The 20,316-nt window shown below is 33.2% G+C and carries 25 protein-coding genes; 12 read left to right on the plus strand and 13 right to left on the minus strand.

Annotation, left to right across the window (positions count from 1 at the left end):
- Window positions 1-8 precede the first annotated feature (8 nt).
- From DM444_RS09345 to DM444_RS09355, 3 genes are all read left to right on the plus strand, one after another.
- Window positions 9-1,151, plus strand: coding sequence for an ABC transporter substrate-binding protein (locus tag DM444_RS09345; protein ID WP_111285906.1), 1,143 nt, complete (start codon window positions 9-11; stop codon window positions 1,149-1,151).
- 1 nt (window position 1,152) lies between these two features.
- The gene (locus DM444_RS09350; RefSeq protein WP_111285908.1) at window positions 1,153-2,181 is read left to right on the plus strand and encodes an iron chelate uptake ABC transporter family permease subunit; all 1,029 of its coding nucleotides are present in this window, start codon (window positions 1,153-1,155) and stop codon (window positions 2,179-2,181) included.
- Between the two features lie 86 nt (window positions 2,182-2,267).
- The gene (locus DM444_RS09355) at window positions 2,268-3,044 is read left to right on the plus strand and encodes an ABC transporter ATP-binding protein (RefSeq protein ID WP_162614943.1); all 777 of its coding nucleotides are present in this window, start codon (window positions 2,268-2,270) and stop codon (window positions 3,042-3,044) included.
- A 100-nt stretch (window positions 3,045-3,144) separates the two neighbouring features.
- Here DM444_RS09355 and DM444_RS09360 read toward each other — a convergent pair whose 3' ends face one another.
- The 3 genes from DM444_RS09360 to DM444_RS09370 are packed head-to-tail and all read right to left on the minus strand — an operon-like array spanning window position 3,145 to window position 4,471.
- A complete protein-coding gene (locus DM444_RS09360; RefSeq protein ID WP_111285912.1) occupies window positions 3,145-3,600 on the minus strand; it encodes a tRNA (cytidine(34)-2'-O)-methyltransferase in 456 nt (151 codons plus the stop codon).
- 45 nt (window positions 3,601-3,645) lie between these two features.
- Entirely contained in the window at window positions 3,646-4,218 is a 573-nt protein-coding gene (locus DM444_RS09365) for a pseudouridine synthase (RefSeq protein ID WP_111285914.1), read from the minus strand.
- A gap of 46 nt (window positions 4,219-4,264) precedes the next feature.
- A complete protein-coding gene (locus DM444_RS09370; RefSeq protein ID WP_111285916.1) occupies window positions 4,265-4,471 on the minus strand; it encodes a hypothetical protein in 207 nt (68 codons plus the stop codon).
- Window positions 4,472-4,586: 115 nt separating this feature from the next.
- Between DM444_RS09370 and DM444_RS09375 the strand changes: the two genes are divergently transcribed.
- The gene (locus DM444_RS09375; RefSeq protein WP_111285918.1) at window positions 4,587-4,961 is read left to right on the plus strand and encodes a hypothetical protein; all 375 of its coding nucleotides are present in this window, start codon (window positions 4,587-4,589) and stop codon (window positions 4,959-4,961) included.
- Between the two features lie 153 nt (window positions 4,962-5,114).
- The gene (locus tag DM444_RS09380) at window positions 5,115-5,867 is read left to right on the plus strand and encodes an SDR family NAD(P)-dependent oxidoreductase (protein ID WP_111285920.1); all 753 of its coding nucleotides are present in this window, start codon (window positions 5,115-5,117) and stop codon (window positions 5,865-5,867) included.
- Window positions 5,868-5,924: 57 nt separating this feature from the next.
- Here DM444_RS09380 and DM444_RS09385 read toward each other — a convergent pair whose 3' ends face one another.
- Genes DM444_RS09385 through DM444_RS09405 form a run of 5 tightly spaced genes read right to left on the minus strand, consistent with a single transcriptional unit; the run spans window position 5,925 to window position 10,055 of the window.
- The gene (locus DM444_RS09385; RefSeq protein WP_111285922.1) at window positions 5,925-6,431 is read right to left on the minus strand and encodes a MepB family protein; all 507 of its coding nucleotides are present in this window, start codon (window positions 6,429-6,431) and stop codon (window positions 5,925-5,927) included.
- A gap of 45 nt (window positions 6,432-6,476) precedes the next feature.
- Window positions 6,477-8,171, minus strand: coding sequence for an outer membrane beta-barrel protein (locus DM444_RS09390; RefSeq protein WP_111285924.1), 1,695 nt, complete (start codon window positions 8,169-8,171; stop codon window positions 6,477-6,479).
- Window positions 8,168-8,731 (minus strand): RNA polymerase sigma factor, encoded by a 564-nt coding sequence (locus tag DM444_RS09395; protein ID WP_317048476.1) that lies wholly within the window; start codon window positions 8,729-8,731, stop codon window positions 8,168-8,170. Before DM444_RS09395 ends, DM444_RS09390 begins: the two co-directional genes overlap by 4 nt.
- Window positions 8,732-8,770: 39 nt before the next feature.
- Window positions 8,771-9,169: a hypothetical protein gene (locus tag DM444_RS09400; protein ID WP_111285928.1), complete on the minus strand. Its 399-nt coding sequence runs from the start codon at window positions 9,167-9,169 to the stop codon at window positions 8,771-8,773.
- A gap of 7 nt (window positions 9,170-9,176) precedes the next feature.
- A complete protein-coding gene (locus DM444_RS09405; RefSeq protein WP_111285930.1) occupies window positions 9,177-10,055 on the minus strand; it encodes a protease complex subunit PrcB family protein in 879 nt (292 codons plus the stop codon).
- 190 nt (window positions 10,056-10,245) lie between these two features.
- Between DM444_RS09405 and rmuC the strand changes: the two genes are divergently transcribed.
- The 5 genes from rmuC to DM444_RS09425 all read left to right on the plus strand — a co-directional run bounded on the left by rmuC (window position 10,246) and on the right by DM444_RS09425 (window position 13,597).
- Complete coding sequence (rmuC, locus tag DM444_RS09410; protein WP_111285932.1) at window positions 10,246-11,619, plus strand: DNA recombination protein RmuC; 1,374 nt, start codon at window positions 10,246-10,248, stop codon at window positions 11,617-11,619.
- A 202-nt stretch (window positions 11,620-11,821) separates the two neighbouring features.
- Window positions 11,822-12,370: an acyl-CoA thioesterase gene (locus DM444_RS09415; protein ID WP_111286042.1), complete on the plus strand. Its 549-nt coding sequence runs from the start codon at window positions 11,822-11,824 to the stop codon at window positions 12,368-12,370.
- Window positions 12,371-12,412: 42 nt separating this feature from the next.
- On the plus strand, window positions 12,413-12,559 hold the full coding sequence (locus DM444_RS24040; protein WP_317048477.1) for a VOC family protein: 147 nt from the start codon (window positions 12,413-12,415) through the stop codon (window positions 12,557-12,559).
- 98 nt (window positions 12,560-12,657) lie between these two features.
- A complete protein-coding gene (locus DM444_RS24045; protein ID WP_317048478.1) occupies window positions 12,658-12,789 on the plus strand; it encodes a VOC family protein in 132 nt (43 codons plus the stop codon).
- 241 nt (window positions 12,790-13,030) lie between these two features.
- Window positions 13,031-13,597: a YceI family protein gene (locus DM444_RS09425; protein WP_111285934.1), complete on the plus strand. Its 567-nt coding sequence runs from the start codon at window positions 13,031-13,033 to the stop codon at window positions 13,595-13,597.
- A gap of 3 nt (window positions 13,598-13,600) precedes the next feature.
- Here DM444_RS09425 and DM444_RS09430 read toward each other — a convergent pair whose 3' ends face one another.
- Window positions 13,601-14,512: a TIGR01777 family oxidoreductase gene (locus DM444_RS09430; protein ID WP_111285936.1), complete on the minus strand. Its 912-nt coding sequence runs from the start codon at window positions 14,510-14,512 to the stop codon at window positions 13,601-13,603.
- A gap of 98 nt (window positions 14,513-14,610) precedes the next feature.
- Between DM444_RS09430 and DM444_RS09435 the strand changes: the two genes are divergently transcribed.
- Window positions 14,611-15,270 (plus strand): TetR family transcriptional regulator C-terminal domain-containing protein, encoded by a 660-nt coding sequence (locus DM444_RS09435; protein WP_111285938.1) that lies wholly within the window; start codon window positions 14,611-14,613, stop codon window positions 15,268-15,270.
- Window positions 15,270-16,574: an ABC1 kinase family protein gene (locus DM444_RS09440; RefSeq protein WP_111285940.1), complete on the plus strand. Its 1,305-nt coding sequence runs from the start codon at window positions 15,270-15,272 to the stop codon at window positions 16,572-16,574. The genes DM444_RS09435 and DM444_RS09440 overlap by 1 nt, the downstream gene beginning before the upstream one ends.
- A 237-nt stretch (window positions 16,575-16,811) precedes the next feature.
- Here the strand turns inward: DM444_RS09440 and DM444_RS09445 are convergent, their stop codons facing one another.
- From DM444_RS09445 to DM444_RS09460, 4 genes are all read right to left on the minus strand, one after another.
- Window positions 16,812-18,107 carry a cryptochrome/photolyase family protein gene (locus tag DM444_RS09445; protein WP_111285942.1) on the minus strand — a complete coding sequence of 432 codons (1,296 nt, stop codon included), beginning with the start codon at window positions 18,105-18,107 and terminating at the stop codon, window positions 16,812-16,814.
- 167 nt (window positions 18,108-18,274) lie between these two features.
- Window positions 18,275-18,745 (minus strand): SRPBCC family protein, encoded by a 471-nt coding sequence (locus tag DM444_RS09450; RefSeq protein ID WP_111285944.1) that lies wholly within the window; start codon window positions 18,743-18,745, stop codon window positions 18,275-18,277.
- A gap of 35 nt (window positions 18,746-18,780) precedes the next feature.
- Complete coding sequence (locus DM444_RS09455) at window positions 18,781-19,221, minus strand: sterol desaturase family protein (protein ID WP_111285946.1); 441 nt, start codon at window positions 19,219-19,221, stop codon at window positions 18,781-18,783.
- 250 nt (window positions 19,222-19,471) lie between these two features.
- Window positions 19,472-20,311 (minus strand): phytoene/squalene synthase family protein, encoded by an 840-nt coding sequence (locus DM444_RS09460; RefSeq protein WP_111285948.1) that lies wholly within the window; start codon window positions 20,309-20,311, stop codon window positions 19,472-19,474.
- Window positions 20,312-20,316: the final 5 nt, after the last annotated feature.

Below are 20,316 nucleotides of genomic sequence, written 5' to 3' on the forward strand. Positions count from 1 at the left end.
CAGAAAATATGAGACATTTATTCCCTAAAATGATTTTTATAACAGCTTTTTTTATTCTTATCGGATGTAAGAAGAATGAAAAAGTTGAAACTGTAAAAGTAGAAAATGCCAAAAATAGTATCGAATACGCATCAGGACTTTCAATCGTAAAATATGGCGATTATTCAGTTGTAACTGTTTCAAATCCATGGCCTAATGCCAATAAAGATTTCAAATATATTTTAAAAGAAAAGGAAGCTAAAGTTCCAGATAGTCTTCAATCATATACTACAATTCAAGTTCCGTTAACGTCAGTTGTAGTTACTTCAACAACCAATATTCCGTTTTTAGAAATGCTGGAAGTGGAGAATAAATTAGTAGGATTTCCACATACCGATTATATTTCTTCGGAAAAAACGAGAGCATTAATTGACAAAGGTTCTGTGAAAAACGTTGGACAAAATGAGAAACTAAACATCGAACAATTAATAGAATTATCTCCAGATTTGATTGTTACGTTTGGAGTTGATAATAATAATCCGATGTTGGACAATTTGAAAAAAAGCGGTTTAAATGTATTAATTCAAGGCGATTGGATGGAACAATCTCCGCTTGGAAAAGCAGAATGGATTAAACTTTACGGAGTATTGTTTGGAAAAGAAGATCAGGCAAAAGAACTTTTTGATAAAATTGTAGAAAGCTACAATCAAGCGAAAAAACTGGTTCAAGATAAACCTGCAACGTCAAAAGTATTATATGGTTCTATGTATGAAGATGTTTGGTACGTTGCAAAAGGGAATAGTTGGGTTGCGCAATTTATGAAAGATGCAAAGGCAAATTATCTTTGGGCAGATTTAAAAGGAACAGGAAGCGAAGGCTTGTCTTTTGAAAAAGTTTTGGACAAAGCAAAAGATGCAAATATCTGGATCGCTTCGGGTTCTTTTAAAAGTTTAGAGGAATTACAAAAAACGAATCCGCATTACGCAGAATTTGATGCTTTCAAAAATAAAAATGTTTACAATTTTGAAGGTAAATTGGGCGCAACCGGTGGAACTGTTTATTATGAATTGGCCCCAAGCCGACCAGATTTGGTCTTGAAAGATTACATTAAAATTTTTCACCCGGATTTATTGTCAAGCTACGAATTTACATTTGCATCCAAACTGAATTAAATTGGCGAATAAAAAACGAAATACTATTTTATTTGTCATTTTGGCTTTAGCTCTTTTGCTAATGTTTTTTGCGAGCATTAGTTTAGGATCAGTTATGATTCCGCTAAAAGATGTTTTTGCGAGTTTAACAGGAGGACAGGCTACAAAATCGACTTGGGAATATATAATTATAAATTATCGTCTTCCAAAAGCAATTACTGCAGTTTTAGTTGGAACAGGACTTTCCATCAGCGGACTTTTGATGCAGACTTTATTTCGAAATCCGCTTGCGGGACCGTATGTTTTAGGATTAAGTTCTGGAGCAAGTCTTGGTGTTGCTTTTGTGATTTTGGGAGCAGGATTTCTTCCGCCGTTTTTAAGTGTGATAGCTTTATCGTCGTATGGAATTGTTTTAGCGTCAACTTTAGGAAGTACTTTAGTTTTGTTCTTAGTTTTAGTGGTTTCACAGAGATTGCGAGATACAATGGCAATTTTAATTGTAGGACTAATGTTCGGAAGTTTTACGACGGCGATTGTTAGCGTTTTGACATATTTTAGTACAGCAGAACAGCTTCAAAAATTTACTTTTTGGTCAATGGGAAATCTCGGAAATCTTTCATGGACAACCATCGTGATTTTGACAGTATGCGTTGGAATCGGATTGCTTTTAAGTGCTAAAAGTATAAAACCACTAAATGCGTTACTTTTGGGCGAAAACTATGCAAAAAGCATGGGATTGAATTTTAAGCAAGCACGATTAATAATCATATTTGCAACAAGCATATTATCTGGAGCAATCACAGCTTTTGCAGGACCAATTGCTTTTGTTGGTTTAGCAGTGCCACATATTGCAAAACTGACTTTTCAGACGAGTAATCACACCATATTATTTTGGAGTACTTTATTTTTTGGATCTATTATAATGTTGTTTTGTGATATTGTATCGCAAATGCCTGGTTTTGATGTCACGCTTCCAATAAATGCTATAACATCTATAATTGGTGCGCCAGTTGTAATTTGGCTTTTAGTCAGAAAAAGAAATTTTAAGTAAATTATTCAGCCACAGATTAAAAAGATTTTATCGTTTAGAAAAAACTTAGAACCTTAGCATCTTAGTAACTTAGTATCTCTAAAAAAATGAACGACATTCTATCAACTTCTAGTCTAAATATTGGATATAAATCCAAGAAAGGTGTTACGACTATTGCTGAGAATCTGAATTTAAATTTAGCTTCAGGAAAACTAATTACTTTAATAGGAGCAAACGGAATTGGAAAATCAACTTTACTGAGAACGATTACTGGAATCCAAAAGCCATTATCTGGAAATGTTTATCTGAATGAAAAAAACATTTCAGATTATAATCCTTTGGAATTAGCGCAAAATTTAAGTTTGGTTTTAACCGAAAAACTACCACCAAGTAATCTTTCTGTTTTTGAATTGGTCGCTTTAGGTCGCCAGCCTTATACCAATTGGGTTGATAAATTGTCGGAAGAGGATATTGCAAAAGTTCACGAAGCAATGGGTTTGACTCAAATCGAACATTTAGCTTCAAAAAAGCATTTTCAAATTAGTGACGGACAATTGCAAAAAGTTTTAATTGCAAGAGCTTTGGCGCAAGATACTCCGCTAATTATTTTGGACGAACCAACAACACATTTAGATTTATTGCATAAAGTATCTTTGTTCAAATTATTAAAGAAACTAACTCAAGAAACTCAAAAATGTATTCTGTTTTCAACGCACGATATTGATTTGGCCATTCAGTTAAGCGATGAAATGATTATGATGACGCCAGAAAATATAGTACAAGACCAACCTTGTAATTTAATTTCGAATGGAAGTTTCAGCAATTTATTCAAAGATGAAAATATTGTTTTTGATGCTGAAAAAGGGAAGTTTATTGTGAATTGATTCTCCTGCAAGGTTTTGAAAACCTTGTAGATGTCTTTGAATTTGATTGTGCTTAAAATACCTACAAGGTTTTGAAAACCTTGCAGGAAATCATAAATAGTTATTTCTTTAATGAAATCTGCCTCTTCGCTTCCCCAACTACAAAAGCAACAGAATTGGCAATATTAAAACTGCGAATAAGCGGAGACATCGGAATCGTTAAATGATTTTCAAATCTTGCCATAAACTCTTTGCTCAGACCAACGCTTTCTTTTCCGAAAACAAGCCAGTCACCATCTTGAAATTCATTTTGTAAATACGATTTTTCAGAATGCGAACTCATTAAAAATACACGAGAATGATCTGGAATCTGTGCAATCCATTCTTCTACATTTTGATATTCGGTAACATCAAGATGAACCCAGTAATCCAATCCCGAACGTTTCAGGTTTTTGTCATTAATTACAAATCCGAAAGGATGAATTAAGTGAAGTCGGCTTTCTGTACCTACGCACAATCTTCCAATATTTCCGGTATTATTTGGTATTTCTGGTTCTACAAGAACAACGTTTAACATCTTTTTTTGAGTTATGAATTATGAGTTATGAGTTTTTGGAATTATCTAATTTTCTAATTGAAAATCGGAAACCTCTCGTACTTCGCCTGCTTTTAGATTTTGCAAATATACATTTCCTATTCGAACACGAACGAGACGAAGAGTTGGAAAACCTACTGCAGCAGTCATTTTTCGAACCTGACGAAATTTCCCTTCATTAATGGTAATAGACGCCCAAGAAGTTGGACCGTGACGTTCGTCTCTGATTTTTTTGGCTCTTGCGCCAAAATCTGGAATTTCTGCAACGATAAAAGCAGAACAAGGTTTTGTTTTGTATTTTCCGCCATCAAAACCAATTTCGACGCCTTTTTGCAATTGTTCGATTGCTTCGGGAGTAATAACGCCGTCAACTTGGGCGTAATACTCTTTGTCAACTTTTTTACTTCTAATTTGTTCGCTTACTTTTCCGTCGGTTGTTAGCAAAAGCAAACCTTCAGAATCCTCGTCTAATCTTCCAATTGCCATTGTTCCTTCTGGGAAATCATGCAATTCGCCCAAAAGCTTTTTCTTTCTTTTTAATTCATAAATAAATTGGCTTAAATAGCCGTAAGGTTTAAAAAGAATGAAGTGTCTGTGCATTTTTAATTTTTTGCAAAGATAGTCTCTTTCCTAAAATTAAAACGAATTACTGCCTTTGTGCTTTCATTTTTTTATACCATTGATAAACAAACCAAACCGCAGTAAAAGCAAAAATCTCAAGTAAAGCCCAATAATAGTTTTTAAAAAATTCATGAAAATAACTTCCAACAGAAATATAGATAGAGGCCATGCAAATTTTGATCATAATAAATTCTGCATTGGACCAGCTGGTTTTGATTTTGAAGAAATTCATAAGCTTAGAGATTAGTTTAATCGTAAAATGTTGTAAATAAAGATAGTAAATTATGAAACGTGAATGCTTATTAGAATTCGTAATATTATAAATAGAAACTCAAAAAAATAATGCTATGGAAACTAATCATTTAGGAACGAAAAAGATAAACGGAACGCAGAAAAATATTGACGAATCTAAAGGGAAAAACGTTTCGCACGATAAAGATTTAAAAGATGCAAAATTGAATAAAGAACTGGTTACAGATCAAGATGGCGACAAAAAGATTGTAGAACGAGCTAGAAATGAAAATGAAGATATTAATAAAAGCCTGTATCAGATCAATCCAGAGAACCCAAATGCTAATCGTGGTGTTGAAACCGAAGAAGAAGCAAAAAAAACGGTAGAAAACAAAGATCATAATTCTGATATAACACCAAATCGATATCCAAATTTGCATCCAGATAATCATGAGGAGCGTGGAAACATGAAATTGGATGAAGAGGAATAATCAATACGAAATTTTCAATAAAAACCAGTCAATTTAATATCAAATAACATAACATTAGCGGTATGCGTTAATGTTTTTGTAAACTCTTTTGAAAGCTTCGTTATCGGTTGAGTTCTTTGTAATTTTAAGGAACAAATTTAATAGCTAAAGAATATGGCACTTTTAGAAAATAAGGTGGCTTTTGTATCTGGTGGCGGTTCAGGAATTGGGCGCGCAGTGGCAGAAGCTTACGCTCGAGAAGGAGCAAAAGTAGTAGTATCTGATATAAATGTAGAGCACGGTGAAGAAACCGTAAATAGTATAAAAGAAAAGGGCGGAGAAGCTTTTTTCGTAAAAGGAGATTCGTCGAGTGCAAGTGATAACAAACACATGGTTGAGGTAACGGTTTCTAAATATGGCCGCCTTGACATTGCTTGTAATAATGCCGGAATGGGCGGACCAGCAAAACCAACGGGAGAATATGAGCCTGCAGATTGGGATAGAGTTATTGCGCTAAACTTAAACGGTGTTTTTTATGCATGCCGTTATCAATTAGAGCAAATGGAAAAGAATGGAGGAGGAAGCATTGTTAATATCGCTTCTATTCACGGACAAGTTGCAGCGCCACTAAGTCCAGCGTATACGGCTTCGAAACATGCTGTTGTAGGTTTAACTAAAAACATTGCGGTAGAATATGCGCAGAAAAATATTCGTTGTAATGCGGTTGGACCAGGTTATATCGAAACAGCACTTTTAAAAGACAATTTAAATAAAGAAATGATGCAAGCGGTTGCAGCTAAATCGGCGATGAATCGTTTAGGAACTGCAGAGGAAATTGCCGAATTGGTAGTTTTCCTAAATTCTGATAAATCATCATTTACAACAGGAAGTTATATTATCGCTGACGGAGGTTATACAGCAGTTTAATATATTTAGAGTATATAACATTGAAAAAGCCGTAAAAAGAGAGTTTACGGCTTTTTTTTATATCAATATCTTTTCTAATTTGCTTAAATCAATATTGTTTTGGTCTAATAGAAAGAAGTGTTCTAATTGCCATTTTTGAGTTTTCTGAGCCTGTTTACTAGTAGTTTCATCCCACAAAGGATAAACCCTAGTCGCTCTAATTCCTTCTTTTTTTTCAGTTGAAAAGATTCCTTTTTCTAGCAATACAAGTTTAGGAAATATAAATAGTCCCCAATTTTCATTTTTTCGAACACTGACCATAACAAAATCTATGGCATCAGAATAATCAAAAGGTTCGATTGTTCCAGCTTGATTCCGTTTCCATAAAGTAACAAATTGCCCCGTTTTGGTTGGAGTAATTTTTGCCTCTCTGTAACAAATGTTTTTGTTGTTAATTTGAAAACGGTAGGCACTATATTCGTCGCTTTCAGCTTCTTTTTGTAGAGAACTTAATTCTAAGTTTGCCTTGTCAAAAATGGTTTCTTTTGCTAATAATAAATCAGAAGAAGCGGCTGTGAAATTCATGAAAAGATAATTTTAAATTTTCACGAAAATTACTACAAAATAAACTTAGAAAGAAACATTCAATCCAAAATTTAATCCCCATTGAAATTGATTGAAAGATTGATTGTTTAATGGATTGATATAATAGTTCATAGCAGGCTCAACAAAAACATTGGTTTTTTTGTACACACGATATTGAACGGTACTGCTCAAAGTAGAACCATAAACATAATCGTTGGCATTTATATTTTGACCAATTGTATTACCATCTAATGACACATTATTTGATACTAATTTACCAACAAAACCACCCGTATTTAAATTTATTCGGGCTCTGTTTTTATTAAAGACAGAATACGAAACCTCAAGAGGCATTTCGATATATCTTAAACTTTGATCAAGATTACCGCTTTGCACATTATCATCTTTTAAAGCTTCTTTTGTACTGTTTGACAATAAAATATATTCTGAATTACCAGTAGTTGCCGCCACAGAGTTGCCAGAATAAGCGACTCCTGGTAAAAATAGCGCATCGCTTTTGGCACTTATATACGAAACATTGGCAACACTTTGCCCTAATTCGTTAAATTTTAAACCAGAGCTGACAGCCCATTTGTTATTAATGGCATATTTTGTTTTAACCCCGTACGAATTCGATTGTTTAGAATCGTTTGTATTACCCAAAGTCTTGTCATTTTTAGTGTTTTCTGAATTTGCTACACCCGCAAAAACAGCTACAGCCCATCTTTCTTTTGGATCAATTTTTTTGTCTTTTTTATCCTTTTTGTCTTTTACTTCTGTTGAAGCTAAAATTCCTTTTTCTAAATTTTGTAGTTCTGCCAGTTGTACAGAATCTATTTTGCTTAAAGAAGAATTGTTTGATTTTGAATTTTCTTTTGAAGAAGTAACAACAGCGTTTTCAGAAATCATTTTTCCGTTTTCTTTTGCAGAAGTAACAACCGCAGTTTCAGAAATCATGTTTCTGTTTCTAGAAGTCGATGTATTTTGTTTAGACGCTGTATTAGGATTTACACCATTATTTTGATTGTTAAGAGCAAAATTCTGATTGTTCTTACCAATAAGTTTTTCATCAAAAATAGAATTCGAAAGCTGTTTTTTTGTGTTCGAATTAAATTTGTTTTGTTTTCCAAATGCAATTCGTTCTTCAGAAATACCTTTATTAGAAGATTTTGCTGTATTTTCTAAAATAGATTTGCTTGAAGATTTGCCTGCCGATTTATTTTCTGATGAACCAGAATTCTGAAACGCAACAGATTCATTCGGAACATTAGCCGAACTTGGCACGCTGTATTTAGAATCTTTTTTATTGCTATTGTTTTTAGAATTTGTATTCGCTACAGCACTTTCTTGAACTTGAATTCCTGATTCTGTATTGAATTGATTTTTTCTTGTCGAATTTTCATTTAAAGAATCCGCATTTTTACCAATATTTTTATTCTGGTCTAAATTTCTGTTAGTAGATTTATCATCTGTTTTTTTATCAAGAACAACACTATTTTTATTCGTATCAAAACCGCCATTGTTAAGGTTTTTATTCTCAGGCGAAGCAGTAAAATGTAAAATTGAAGGCAGAAGCAACCCTAATAATAAGCATGCAGCAGCCGACCACCAAAGAACAACTCTCTTCTTCTTTTTAGGTTTGTCTAGTTTTTCTTCAATCTGACTCCATAATTCTGGAGGCGGAACACTAGAAAAGTCTTCCATTGATGAAAAAATATCTTCTATTTTGTGCTTCTTCATGCTGTTTTAAAATTTTTTATGCTCAAAATTCGCTTTTGTAATATATGTTTGGCGCGATTTAAATTTGATTTTGATGTTCCTTCAGAGATTTTTAAAAGCTCGGCAATTTCTTTGTGTTTCATTTTCTCAAAAACATATAAGTTAAAAACCGTCCGGTATTGATCTGGTAAATCCCGTATGTATTCTAACAGTTTTTCTTGCTCTATCGGAATTGCTTCTAATTCCTCTTCTTCAATAAAATCTGTGTCTGGATCAAAAACATCTAAAAAGAAACTCTCTTTTTTCTTCTTATTTAAAGTTTCGATTAACTTGTTTATAAAAATCCGTTTTAGCCATCCTTCAAAACTTCCTTCAAACTTGTATTGGCTCATTTTCTGAAAAGCAATAACAAAAGCTTCCTGAAAAACATCTTTCGCATCATCCTCGTTTTTCATATACTTCAAACAGATACCATACAAAACAGGAGAGAACAACTGATAAATTTTCAGTTGTCCCTCTCTGTCATTTTTTATGCACAGTTTGATGTATTTTTCTAACTCGTCTTTCAAGAAATGGTTCAAATTTGTTTTTGCAAAAATAGTTCTAAATAGTTTACAAAACTATCTTTTAAAAATAGTTCGAGCACCATCTTGATGGTTGCTTACAATCGTTAGGTTTTGATTGTCAAGGTTTTCTATTACGTAAGTTTTGCCTTCAAACGTAATCAAGTCATGCTCTGATTGATCAAAATATCCAATCCCTTTTTCTATCTGATAAGTACTATTTCTAATCTCTACATTATTTTTATATGTAATCACTCTTCCGTCGTTAGTAAAGACAATCTTCTTAGTAAATCCAGCTGTTTTTGGCGTTGCTACATAAGGATTATGGCTTCCTCCAACAGATTTTTGCCAAGTCCATGTATTTACAATTGATGATGAAGTTACTTTACGAGCTTCTAATGAATACATTGTTGTAAAAAGAAAACAGACAATAAAAGATATAAAAAGTTTCTTCATGATTGAATTATTTTAGGCTTGTAATTTTGTCTTTAATTGTTTTCTTGAAAGCTATAATAGCAGCACTTTGATCTGTTGTATCGTTATTGTCAATGTAGATTTTTGTAACGCTAGAACCTTGGCGCAATTCAAAATAAATTCCTCCTTGATCTGCAGAATCTGGAGCACCATAAGTTTTAGTTTGTCCTTTAAGAGCTAAAATTTCAGCAGGAACTTCTTTTAAGAACAAAGTATAATCACCTCTTTTTATAGTTGTGCTGTATTTGTATTGACCAAAATCAAATTGTCCAGCAACAACACCTTGGAATTTTAAAATATTATAATCATTGATTTGGAAGAATTTTTGGCAATCTGTAGCTGAACATTCAGCAAAGTAACTTCCAATTACAATATTGTCAGCATTCTCAGTTGTTTTGTTGAAGATGAAACCTTTAGTAGTTTTAGGAATCAAAACAAAATCTGAAGGATAAGTTGGATTTTGAGTTACTGTTTCGCCAGTTGCTGGAGATTTTTCATAGTAATTAACAACAATCTGACAGTTGTTCTCTACAATCGAAGTAATTTTAATAGCATAACCGTTTGTTGGTTTTACACCTGCAAAAAGAGCAACTAAATATTGTTTTGTAAAATCAATAGTAGGATCACTTGCAACTGGACAGCTGTTGTTATGTTTTGTAAAAAGCTCGTTCAATTTTTCTTGAGATGCAACAACGGCTACAGCTGCATTATTTGGCTGTGTTTTTACACTATAATTACATAAGAAAGGGAATCCGCTAAATTCTACATTCGTATTAGCACCACAATCAACATATTTGCTATTATCATCGCTAATAGAACAAGCGCTAATTCCAAAGGCTACAAATAAGCCAAGCATTAATTTTTTCATGAATATTTTTTATTAGGTTTATATTTTGTAGATGGCGGTTTTAAAAAAAGGTTGCGTCTTGATTATTTTTTTTTGAAAAAAAAGATAAAATGTTGGTTTAGTTTGAATTGATTATGAATTCGTGAAATTTCTAAATTTAAAACTAAGTACTACGTATTATTGCGTACTTTTACGTAAAATAAACTTAGTTATGTTTGATTATCTACCGTTTTTATTAGGTTTTGTAATAGCACTTTTTATTGGCATCTACGTAGGCAGAATGCTTTCAGGATCTAAATCTCAATCAGAAAAAGCTATTGCAGAGGAAAGATTGCACGCATTAAACAGTCAGTTGCAAATGCAGAAAGAGCAGTTTGAAAACGAAAAAAATAATTTTCAGAAACAGCTGCAATTGCATATTTCTGAGAAAGAAAATATTCGAACAGAAAAAGACAGTCTCGCGATTCAGCTTTCTAAAAAAGAAGTTGATTTTGAAAATTTATGGGAACGACATAAAGAGCAAAAAAGCGAAATCAACGAACTTCAGGAAAAATTCACCAAAGAATTTGAAAACCTTGCCAATAAAATTCTCGAAGAAAAATCGGCAAAGTTTACCGAGCAAAACAGCGAGAATATGAAAAATATTTTAGTTCCGCTTCAGGATAAAATTCACATTTTCGAACAAAAGGTAGATCAGACACACAAAGAAAGTATCGATTATCACGCCGCGTTGCGCCAGCAGATTATTGGTTTGAGCGAAATGAACGCCCAAATGAGTAAAGAAACCTTAAATCTTACCAAAGCCTTAAAAGGTGATAGTAAAATGCAGGGAAACTGGGGAGAATTGGTATTAGAACGTGTTTTAGAAAAATCAGGATTAGAGAAAGGAAGAGAATACGAAGTACAGCAAAGTTTTACTAATGCAGAAGGGAATCGCGTTTTTCCAGATGTTATAATTAATCTTCCAGACGGTAAAAAAATGATTGTCGATTCTAAAGTTTCACTTTCAGCTTATGAAAAATGGGTGAATGAAGAATCGGAACTTTTAAAAACAGAATTTCTAAAAGAACACGTTATTTCTATAAAGCGACATATCGAACAGCTTGGCAGTAAAAATTATCATGATTTGTATCAAATGGAAAGCCCAGATTTTGTATTGCTTTTCATTCCGATGGAACCGGCTTTTGCCATTGCTTTAAACGAAGATCCAGCATTATACACAAAAGCATTCGACAGAAATATTGTAATTGTAACGCCAAGTACGCTTTTAGCAACTTTAAGAACTATTGACAGTATGTGGACCAATCAAAAACAGCAAGAAAATGCTTTGGAGATTGCAAGACAGGCGGGAGCTTTATATGACAAATTTGAAGGTTTTGTATCAGATTTAGTCCGAATTGGGAATAAAATAAAAGATACAAAAATGGAATACGAAAGCGCCATGAATAAATTGGTTGACGGAAAAGGAAATCTAATTTCGAGCGTTGAAAGATTAAAAAAGATGGGAGCAAAGGCAAAGAAATCGCTTCCAGATAATATTATTGCAAGAGCGATTAATTCAGATGAAAATGAATTATTGAATTGAGAATTAAAAATTTAAACACATAGAAACATAGAATTTAGATTGAGATAAAAAGGCGTTTCACTTGCATAAATACATCCCGAAGCTTCGGGACTATGTGTTAGAAACTAGTTTCTTTCTAAACTCTTTTTAAAGGAAAAAAAATCTATGTTTCTATGTGTTAGAAAAAAAAACACAACTAAAAAAACATTCCAAAAACAAAAACATGAGTACAGATTTTAAACCCGTTTCATCATCAAAAGTTAGTATATCAGAATTAATGTTGCCTTCGCATACCAACTTTAGCGGGAAAATTCACGGAGGATATATTTTACAATTATTAGATCAAATTGCTTTTGCGTCAGCATCAAAATTTAGCGGAAATTATTGCGTAACCGCCTCTGTAGATACAGTAAACTTTTTAAAACCAATTGAAGTTGGAGAATTAGTAACCATGAAAGCTTCTGTTAATTATGTTGGGAGAAGCTCGATGATAGTCGGCATTCGCGTTGAAGCAGAAAACATTCAAACTGGAGTTATAAAACATTGTAATTCGTCTTATTTTACAATGGTTGCCAAAGATAAAGAAGGAAAAAGTGTTCAGGTTCCTGGATTAATTTTATCTAATCTAGAAGAAGTGCGCCGTTTTAGAAAAGCAATAAAACATATCGAGGTTAGAAAAGAAGTTGACGAGCACGAAAAATTGGCGAATATAAACTCTATTGAAGACTTAGCCAGTTTAGAAAAATACAATGTACTGTTAGAAATCAGCTAAATTTTCTTATATTTATTTAATGCACATTAAATAGTAGAAAATATGGTCAAGTTTGGATACACAATATTATACGTTGAAAATGTCGAAGAATCTATTGCATTTTATGAAAATGCATTTGGTTTTTCGAGAAAATTTGTCACACCAGATAATGATTATGGCCAACGCTTTCATTTGCTTCTAAAAAATTAGCTTCAAAAAATTTACCTGACGGTTTTATCGAAAGCAGTTTAGAAGACAAGCCATTTGCAATAGAAATTGGTTTTATAACCGAAAATGTACCAGAGGTTTTGCAGAAAGCAACTTCTTTTGGTGCCGTTATAGTTTCAGAACCTGTAGAAAAACCTTGGGGACAAATTGTAGCATACGCAAGAGATTTAAACGGCTTTTTAATTGAGATTTGTACAGAAGTAAAAGGTTAGTTTGTAAAGCACTTTACCTTTCACAATCCTCATTTTACTACAAAAAAATATTCACAAATATTTAGCATTAATTCTAAAACTTTGCATGCAAAAATTCCGTAACTTTAAGTGTAATTATTGGGTTACGGAATTTTTTCACTGAGTACTGCCGTTCGATTTTTTCAGGTCAATTAGAATCTGAATTTTAATTCTCTTTATCAGAAATAAATTGGATGACATAATTGTTTAAATGTAGACGATTATGAAAACAACTACCTTATTATTTTTACTCTTTACCGCGTTTTCTGTCCTTGCCCAAGACAAATTTTTTACCAATACAGGAACAATAAATTTTGAAGCCTCTGTTCCCTTATTCGAAGAAGTTAAAGCTGTAAACAGACAGGTTGCCATTCTTTTAGAACCTAAAACAAGTACTTTTATCTGTACTGTTATCGTTAAAAATTTCCGCTTTAAATTGGATTTGATGCAAGAGCATTTCAATGACAATTATATGGAAAGCAATCGTTATCCTAAAGCCGTATTTAAAGGGAAAATCCAAAAATTTGACTTGAAAGATATTACTGAAGTTGAAAAGAAATACGAGATTAAAGGAAAACTTAATTTACGTGGCAAATCGAAAGAAATTGTTGTAAATGCTTTAATCAAAAGAGTTCCAGAAGGCATTCAGGTAATTTCAGACTTTCCAATTTTAGTATCTGATTTTAATATCCATATTCCAAGTTCTATAGCTTCGAAAGTTTCGACAACAGCTAATACTGAACTGACGGGAATAGTTCGAAGCGAAGAATCGTTGCTAACGCTGAAATAAGACTTACTTTATACAATTTATAAGCGTTTTTTCTAAATCGGTAAATTGGAATTCAAAACCTGTTTTCTGAATTTTTTCTGAAGAAGCACGCGTTCCTGTTAAGACAGCAATGCTCATTTCGCCCAGAAGAATTTTTAGAAAAAATGGAGGTAATTTAGGCACCCATATTGTGTAATCAAACAATTTAGCGAAGGTTTTAGAGAATCTGGCATTGGTCGTATTGTCTGTTGTACAAGCGTTATATGCGCCTTCTAGTTTTGCGTCTTCGATGCTTTTTAGATAAATCTGGCACAAATCTTCAATATGGATCCAAGGCAAATATTGTTTGCCCGAACCAAGTATTGCGCCAAAACCAGATTTAAAAGTCGGAGTTAATTTTTTTAAAAAACCTTCATTTTTCCCTAAAACAATACCAGTTCTAATTTTGACCGTTCGAATATTTAAAGAACCAATTTTATCTGCAGCACTTTCCCATTTTTGGCATGTGATGCCTAAAAAATCATTGGCTGGAGGTGTATCTTCTGTAAAGACTTTATGGCTGGTAACAGCACCATAAATCCCAATACCTGACGCAGAAACAAATGCTTCCAGTTTTTTATTGTTGTTTTCCAAAATCGAATAGATCATTTCGATAGGTCTTACACGGCTTTCAATAATCGCTTTTTTGCGTTTTTTGGTCCATCTTTTCTCTACAATTCCTTCACCTGCAAGATGAATGATGTAATCTGCGTTAAGAACGGCATTTTTATCAATGTAGTTTTTCTTAATGTCCCATTTATAATAAGTGACTCTTGGCGTATTTTCTTTATCAGAACGACTCAAAATAGATACAGAATATCCAGCTTCGATCAGAACATCTGTTAAATATTTCCCGATGAAACCAGTTCCGCCAGTTAATAGAACATTTTGAGCCATAATAGTTTATAATATATTTAACAGAATATAGTGTTTAATGATAAGTAAAGGTACTTAAACAATGTTTACCTTTATGGCAAATTCTAAATTTTAATAAAATGGCGACTAAAAAAAAGGTGATTACCAAAGATGATATCGTTTCAAAATATATGGAAGAAGTTCTAGAAAAAGGTCAAAAACCAAAATCGGTTTATCATTTTGCCAAAGAAAATGATTTTACTGAGGCTGAATTTTATGCTTTTTTTGGAACATTAGAAGGTTTAGAAAAAGAAATATTCCGACTGTTTTTTGAAAACACAGTTAATCTTCTTCACAAAAATGAAGAATATCAGGGATATGATATGAAAAATAAAATGTTGAGTTTTTATTTCACTTTCTTCGAAATTCTAACTGCCAACAGAAGTTACGTTCTGCAATCGCTTAAAATTGACAGAAACCCGTTGAAAAACTTGGTTCAGCTGACTACGCTTCGAAATAGTTTTAAAGATTATGTTGCTGAAATTTTAACGGACGATTATAGATTGGAACAAGAAAGATTTCAAAAATTTCAAGAAAAAGCAATTCAGGAATCGGCTTGGTTGCAACTAATGATGACGATTAAATTCTGGATGGAAGACGAATCTCCTGCTTTTGAAAAAACTGATATTTTTATCGAAAAATCAGTGAATGCTTCGTTCGAATTAATGAATGTCGCACCGGTGAATCATTTGATTGATTTCGGGAAATTTTTGTTTAAAGAAAAAGTATACAGCAGATAATGAAAACGATCGATTATATTCCAACCTCAAAAATAGAGCGAGCAGGAAAATTGGTTCAAACTGGTGCTAAAATTGGCGTAAACTATGTAAAACATTATGCCGAAAAAATAGTAAATCCAGATTTGAGCCGTGATAAACTGAACGAAAACAATGCCGAAGATATTTACGACGGACTAAAAAGCTTAAAAGGAAGTGCGCTTAAAGTTGCTCAAATGCTGAGTATGGACAAGAACTTTCTGCCTCAGGCTTACGTAGAAAAGTTTTCTTTGTCTCAGTTTTCTGTTCCGCCACTTTCCGCTCCTTTGGTTTTAAAAACGTTCAAAAGCAATTTTGGCAAAACACCTTATGAAATTTTCGACGAATTCAATCCAAATTCAATAAACGCTGCGAGTATTGGTCAAGTGCATTTGGCAAAGAAAAATGACAAAAAACTAGCGGTTAAAATTCAATATCCGGGCGTTGCCAATAGCATTTCTTCCGATTTGGCTTTGGTAAAACCAATTGCGATTAGAATGTTTAATCTGCAAGGAAAAGATTCTGACAAATATTTTAAAGAAGTTGAAGACAAACTTATCGAAGAAACTAACTATTTGCTAGAATTGAAGCAAAGTCAGGAAGTTGTAGATGCTTGCTCAAAGATTGAAAATATTACTTTTCCAAGCTATTACCCAGAGTTTTCGTCAGAGAAAATCATCACAATGGATTGGATGACAGGAATTCATCTTTCTGAATTTACAGCAAAAAATACCGATCAGGAAATAGGTGATAAAATAGGGCAGGCGCTTTGGGATTTCTATATGTATCAAATTCATGTTTTGCGAAAAGTACACGCAGATCCGCATCCGGGGAATTTTTTAGTTGATGATCAAAATCAATTAATTGCTTTGGATTTTGGCTGCATGAAACAAATTCCCGAAGAGTTTTATACGCCGTATTTCGAGCTGATTAATAAAAATGTCATTACAGATGAGAAGCTTTTCAACCAGAAATTATTCGAATTAGAAATTCTTCGTCCAGACGATACGCCAGCAGAAATCGAATATTTCACCGAAATGTTTCATGATTTGCTGTCTCTTTTTACAAAACCTTTCCAAAACGAAACTTTCGATTTTGCCGATGAAAAATTCTTCAACGCTATTGCCGAATTAGGAAAGCGTTTCTCAGAAGATACAAACTTGAAAAAAATGAACGGAAATCGCGGTTCTAAGCACTTTATTTACATGAACCGTACTTTCTTCGGTTTGTACAATTTAATGTTCGATTTGAAAGCGAAAATAGTTGTAGAGAATTATTTGAAATATTAGGTTTTTGTTTCAAGTTTCAGGTTTCAAGTTGACCAAACTTTACGTATAGAACTTTGTCAAAGTTTAAAACTTTGACAAAGTTTTTTTTCGTCTAGTTTGTCATCCTGACGAAGGAAGGATCACGCTAGAAACTCCACGATCAAAATCGATAATCTTTGCAGAGCTACGTGTGTGATCCTTCCTTCGTCAGGATGACAAGATTGCGATAATTGGAATTTGGAATTTGGATTTTGAAATTTATTTCAAAATCCCTTTCTTATAAGTAGCAATCGCGCGATCTCTTGCAAACGCGTGATCAACCATTGGTTCTGCGTAGCCAAAATCAAATTCAGGAATCCATTTGCGGATGTATTCGCCTTTTTCGTCAAATTTCTTTTGTTGAATTTCGGGATTGAAAACTCTAAAATAAGGCGCGGCATCGCAACCTGTTCCCGCTGCCCATTGCCAGTTTCCTACGTTTGAAGCCAATTCGAAATCTAGAAGTTTTTCTGCAAAATAGGCTTCGCCCCATTGCCAGTTAATCAGCAAATGTTTGCAAAGAAAACTTGCCACAACCATACGCACGCGATTGTGCATATAACCCGTTTCGTTAAGCTGACGCATTCCCGCATCAACCATCGGATATCCTGTAGTTCCAGAACACCAGCGTTTGAAATCTTCTTCGTTATTTCGCCATTGTATTCCGTCGTAAGCCGATTTAAAATTATGATTGACACAATTCGGAAAACTAAACAGAATCTGAATAAAGAATTCTCTCCAGATTAATTCGCTCAAAAAAGTCTGATTTTTTCGGTTTGCCCAATTCACCAATTTTCGAATGCTAACAGTTCCAAAACGCAAATGTGGCGAAAGATAAGAAGTGCTGTCTAAGGCAGGGAAATCTCTGGTTTCTTTATAATGGGCAATTTGAGTTAAATTATGTGGCTGTACTTTTATGGAACTTCTTTCAAAACCTATTTCAGCTAAATCTGGGAACTTGAATTTATCTTTAGCAAAATTAGATTGAAACGGCGCCGAATCATATTCTGGAGCAGAACCTGAAAGATGGTATTTTTCTAGCCATTTGTTTTTATACGGCGTGTAAACCGTATAGGGAAGTCCGTCTGCTTTTGTGATTTCTTTTTCTTCGAAGATTACATGATCTTTAAAAGAGAACGATTCGATGTTGTTTTCTTTTAATAAAGATGAAATTGCATTATCGCGCTTAATAGCAAAAGGTTCGTAATCTTTATTAAAGAAAACACTTTGAATATCAAATTCTTCAATTAACGATTCCCAAACGTCTTTTGTTTTTCCTTTTTTGATTAAGATTGAAGAATCAAGTTTGTTTAATTCTGAATTTATTTTTTCGAGTGAATCATAAATAAAAGTTACTCTGGCGTCGTTTTTTGGAAGATGTTCTAAAATATCATCATCGAAAATAAAAAGAGGCACAACAGGAAAATCAGATTGCAAAGCATGAAATAATCCTGTATTGTCTTCTAAACGCAAATCACGTCTAAACCAGAAAATGGTAACTTTTTGTTTTGTCATTGTTATATGTTATTTTAAACACATAGAAACATAGATTTTATTTTTCTTTTAAGAGTTTGGAAAGAAACCAGTTTCTAACACATAGTCCCGAAGCTTCCGGATGTATTTATGCAAGTGAAACGCCTTTTGTCAATCTAAATTCTATGATTCTATGTGTTTAAATTTTTTTAAGCTTTTTTAGAATTAAACAATTCTTCAATTTTATTAAATCTATAGTCGAAAATACTTTTCAGTTTGTTTCTTACCACCAATCGATTCATGATTCGGCCTAGAATTCCGAATGGAAGAGCGTAATGAACAATGTCTGTCATTTTAGTTCCGCCATCAGGTGTTGGCTCAAAGAAATGTTTGTGATGCCAAAGTTTATAAGGACCAAATTGTTGAATGTCTACAAAATACTCGTTTTCTTGGCAAGCCGTAATTTCGGTAACCCAAGACATTTTGATTCCGAAAAGCGGTTTTAAAGTATAAGTTATGAGTTGTCCGTGATACATGCGTTTGCCGTCGTAATCCTGAATTTGGAAATTCATATTATCGAGCGTAATGGTTTGCAAGTTTTTCGGACTTGAGAAAAAATCCCAGCAATCTTCTACACTTGCATTGATATGTTGTACGGTTACTATTTTGTATAATTTCATAATCAAATTGTTATTGAAAAAATATCCAAATAATGCTACATTTTATAATATTTGAATGGCACGAACAACATTCCGAAGCATTCTCCTTTTTCTTTGTTGAGGTGTTTGTGATGTATTTTATGAGCTTTTCGCAATCCGATGAGGTATTTGTTTTTGGTATTTTTAAACCATTTAAATCGCTGATGAATCAAGACATCGTGGACTAAAAAATAACAAGCGCCGTAAAGTGTGATGCCACAAGCGATAAAAAACAAATAATTAAATCCTCCTTGAACGCCAAAGTAGAATAAAATAATACTTGGAGTGGCAAAAATGACAAAGAAAATATCGTTGCGCTCAAAAGTATTTTCGTATTTCGGCTGATGATGATCTGCGTGAAAATACCACATAAATCCGTGCATGACGTATTTGTGCGTAAGCCACGTAACACATTCCATGAAAAGAAAAACGCCTAAAAAGATTAAAAAAGAAATCATTTTATAAATGTTGATGTTTTAAAATTATCGTTTTATTGTTTTTGAGTTTAGCTTTAGATTATAAAAGATTGACTCAAAAGAGTTTTTTTATTGATGATTCTCCCATTTTTTGTCATCCTGAGCGAAGTCGAAGGAACGCAAGTAACTCCTCAACAGTATGCCAATCTTTGTGGAGTTTCTCGTGGTTCTTCGACTTCGCTCAGAAAGACAAACAGTTGGCTTAATGATAATAACTGAACGATGAACGAATCTAAACCAACTTCAATTTATACGTCACAAAAGACTGCGCTAAAAGTCCCGCTTTGGTGTAATTAGAAACTCGAATTCTGGAGTTTCCAATTTCGTAATATGGTGTGTTTTTTAGTTTTTTGAGCAATTTTTTGTAATAAATATAAGCGGTGTAAACTCCGAATTTAGCTTCGATTGGAAGTTTTACAATTCCTTGATAAGCGATTTGAAAATCTTCTTCAATTTCTTTGATGATTTGATCTTTCGAATCTTCGTTGAAATTATTAAGGTTTACGCCTGGAAAATAAGTTCGGTTCAAGATGGTATTATCGTCTTTTAAATCTCTTAAGAAATTTACTTTCTGAAAAGCAGAACCCAAACGCATGGCTTCATTTTTCAATTGTTCGTATTTATGTTCTTTTCCAGAAACAAAAACCTTTAAACACATTAAGCCCACAACATCGGCAGAACCATAAATGTAGTCGATGTATTCGGCTTGAGTTTGGTAATTTGATTTTATCAGATCCATTTTCATGCTTTTTAGAAAAGCCTGAACCAAATCGTCTGTGATATTATATTCTTTTACAGTATGTTGAAACGAATTTAAAATTGGATTTAAGCTAATGCCTAATTCCATTGCTTTATAATATTCTTTTTCGAAATCTTCAATTAGATATTCTTTTTCATAATCATGAAATGAATCTACAATTTCATCAGCAAAACGAACGAATCCGTAAATACTGTAAATAGCATCGCGAATACTTGGTGAAAGCATTTTTACGGCAAGCGAAAATGAAGTACTGTAACTTTTAGTAACAAGTTTGCTGCATTTGAAAGAAACGGCGTCGAATAGTGATTTCATTTTTT

Source organism: Flavobacterium ginsenosidimutans (assembly GCF_003254625.1).
Classification (GTDB): domain Bacteria; phylum Bacteroidota; class Bacteroidia; order Flavobacteriales; family Flavobacteriaceae; genus Flavobacterium; species Flavobacterium ginsenosidimutans.

Coding starts and splice junctions, on each gene's coding strand:
- DM444_RS09360 (WP_111285912.1), bottom strand. CDS start 3,600: ATGTTAAACGTTGTTCTTGTAGAACCAGAAATACCAAATAATACCGGA.
- DM444_RS09355 (WP_162614943.1), top strand. CDS start 2,268: ATGAACGACATTCTATCAACTTCTAGTCTAAATATTGGATATAAATCC.
- DM444_RS09455 (WP_111285946.1), bottom strand. CDS start 19,221: ATGATTTCTTTTTTAATCTTTTTAGGCGTTTTTCTTTTCATGGAATGT.
- rmuC (WP_111285932.1), top strand. CDS start 10,246: ATGTTTGATTATCTACCGTTTTTATTAGGTTTTGTAATAGCACTTTTT.
- DM444_RS09445 (WP_111285942.1), bottom strand. CDS start 18,107: ATGACAAAACAAAAAGTTACCATTTTCTGGTTTAGACGTGATTTGCGT.
- DM444_RS09450 (WP_111285944.1), bottom strand. CDS start 18,745: ATGAAATTATACAAAATAGTAACCGTACAACATATCAATGCAAGTGTA.
- DM444_RS09440 (WP_111285940.1), top strand. CDS start 15,270: ATGAAAACGATCGATTATATTCCAACCTCAAAAATAGAGCGAGCAGGA.
- DM444_RS09425 (WP_111285934.1), top strand. CDS start 13,031: ATGAAAACAACTACCTTATTATTTTTACTCTTTACCGCGTTTTCTGTC.
- DM444_RS09430 (WP_111285936.1), bottom strand. CDS start 14,512: ATGGCTCAAAATGTTCTATTAACTGGCGGAACTGGTTTCATCGGGAAA.
- DM444_RS09390 (WP_111285924.1), bottom strand. CDS start 8,171: ATGAAGAAGCACAAAATAGAAGATATTTTTTCATCAATGGAAGACTTT.
- DM444_RS09385 (WP_111285922.1), bottom strand. CDS start 6,431: ATGAATTTCACAGCCGCTTCTTCTGATTTATTATTAGCAAAAGAAACC.
- DM444_RS09460 (WP_111285948.1), bottom strand. CDS start 20,311: ATGAAATCACTATTCGACGCCGTTTCTTTCAAATGCAGCAAACTTGTT.
- DM444_RS09375 (WP_111285918.1), top strand. CDS start 4,587: ATGGAAACTAATCATTTAGGAACGAAAAAGATAAACGGAACGCAGAAA.
- DM444_RS09380 (WP_111285920.1), top strand. CDS start 5,115: ATGGCACTTTTAGAAAATAAGGTGGCTTTTGTATCTGGTGGCGGTTCA.
- DM444_RS09435 (WP_111285938.1), top strand. CDS start 14,611: ATGGCGACTAAAAAAAAGGTGATTACCAAAGATGATATCGTTTCAAAA.
- DM444_RS09405 (WP_111285930.1), bottom strand. CDS start 10,055: ATGAAAAAATTAATGCTTGGCTTATTTGTAGCCTTTGGAATTAGCGCT.
- DM444_RS09400 (WP_111285928.1), bottom strand. CDS start 9,169: ATGAAGAAACTTTTTATATCTTTTATTGTCTGTTTTCTTTTTACAACA.
- DM444_RS09370 (WP_111285916.1), bottom strand. CDS start 4,471: ATGAATTTCTTCAAAATCAAAACCAGCTGGTCCAATGCAGAATTTATT.
- DM444_RS09365 (WP_111285914.1), bottom strand. CDS start 4,218: ATGCACAGACACTTCATTCTTTTTAAACCTTACGGCTATTTAAGCCAA.
- DM444_RS24040 (WP_317048477.1), top strand. CDS start 12,413: ATGGTCAAGTTTGGATACACAATATTATACGTTGAAAATGTCGAAGAA.
- DM444_RS09345 (WP_111285906.1), top strand. CDS start 9: ATGAGACATTTATTCCCTAAAATGATTTTTATAACAGCTTTTTTTATT.
- DM444_RS09415 (WP_111286042.1), top strand. CDS start 11,822: ATGAGTACAGATTTTAAACCCGTTTCATCATCAAAAGTTAGTATATCA.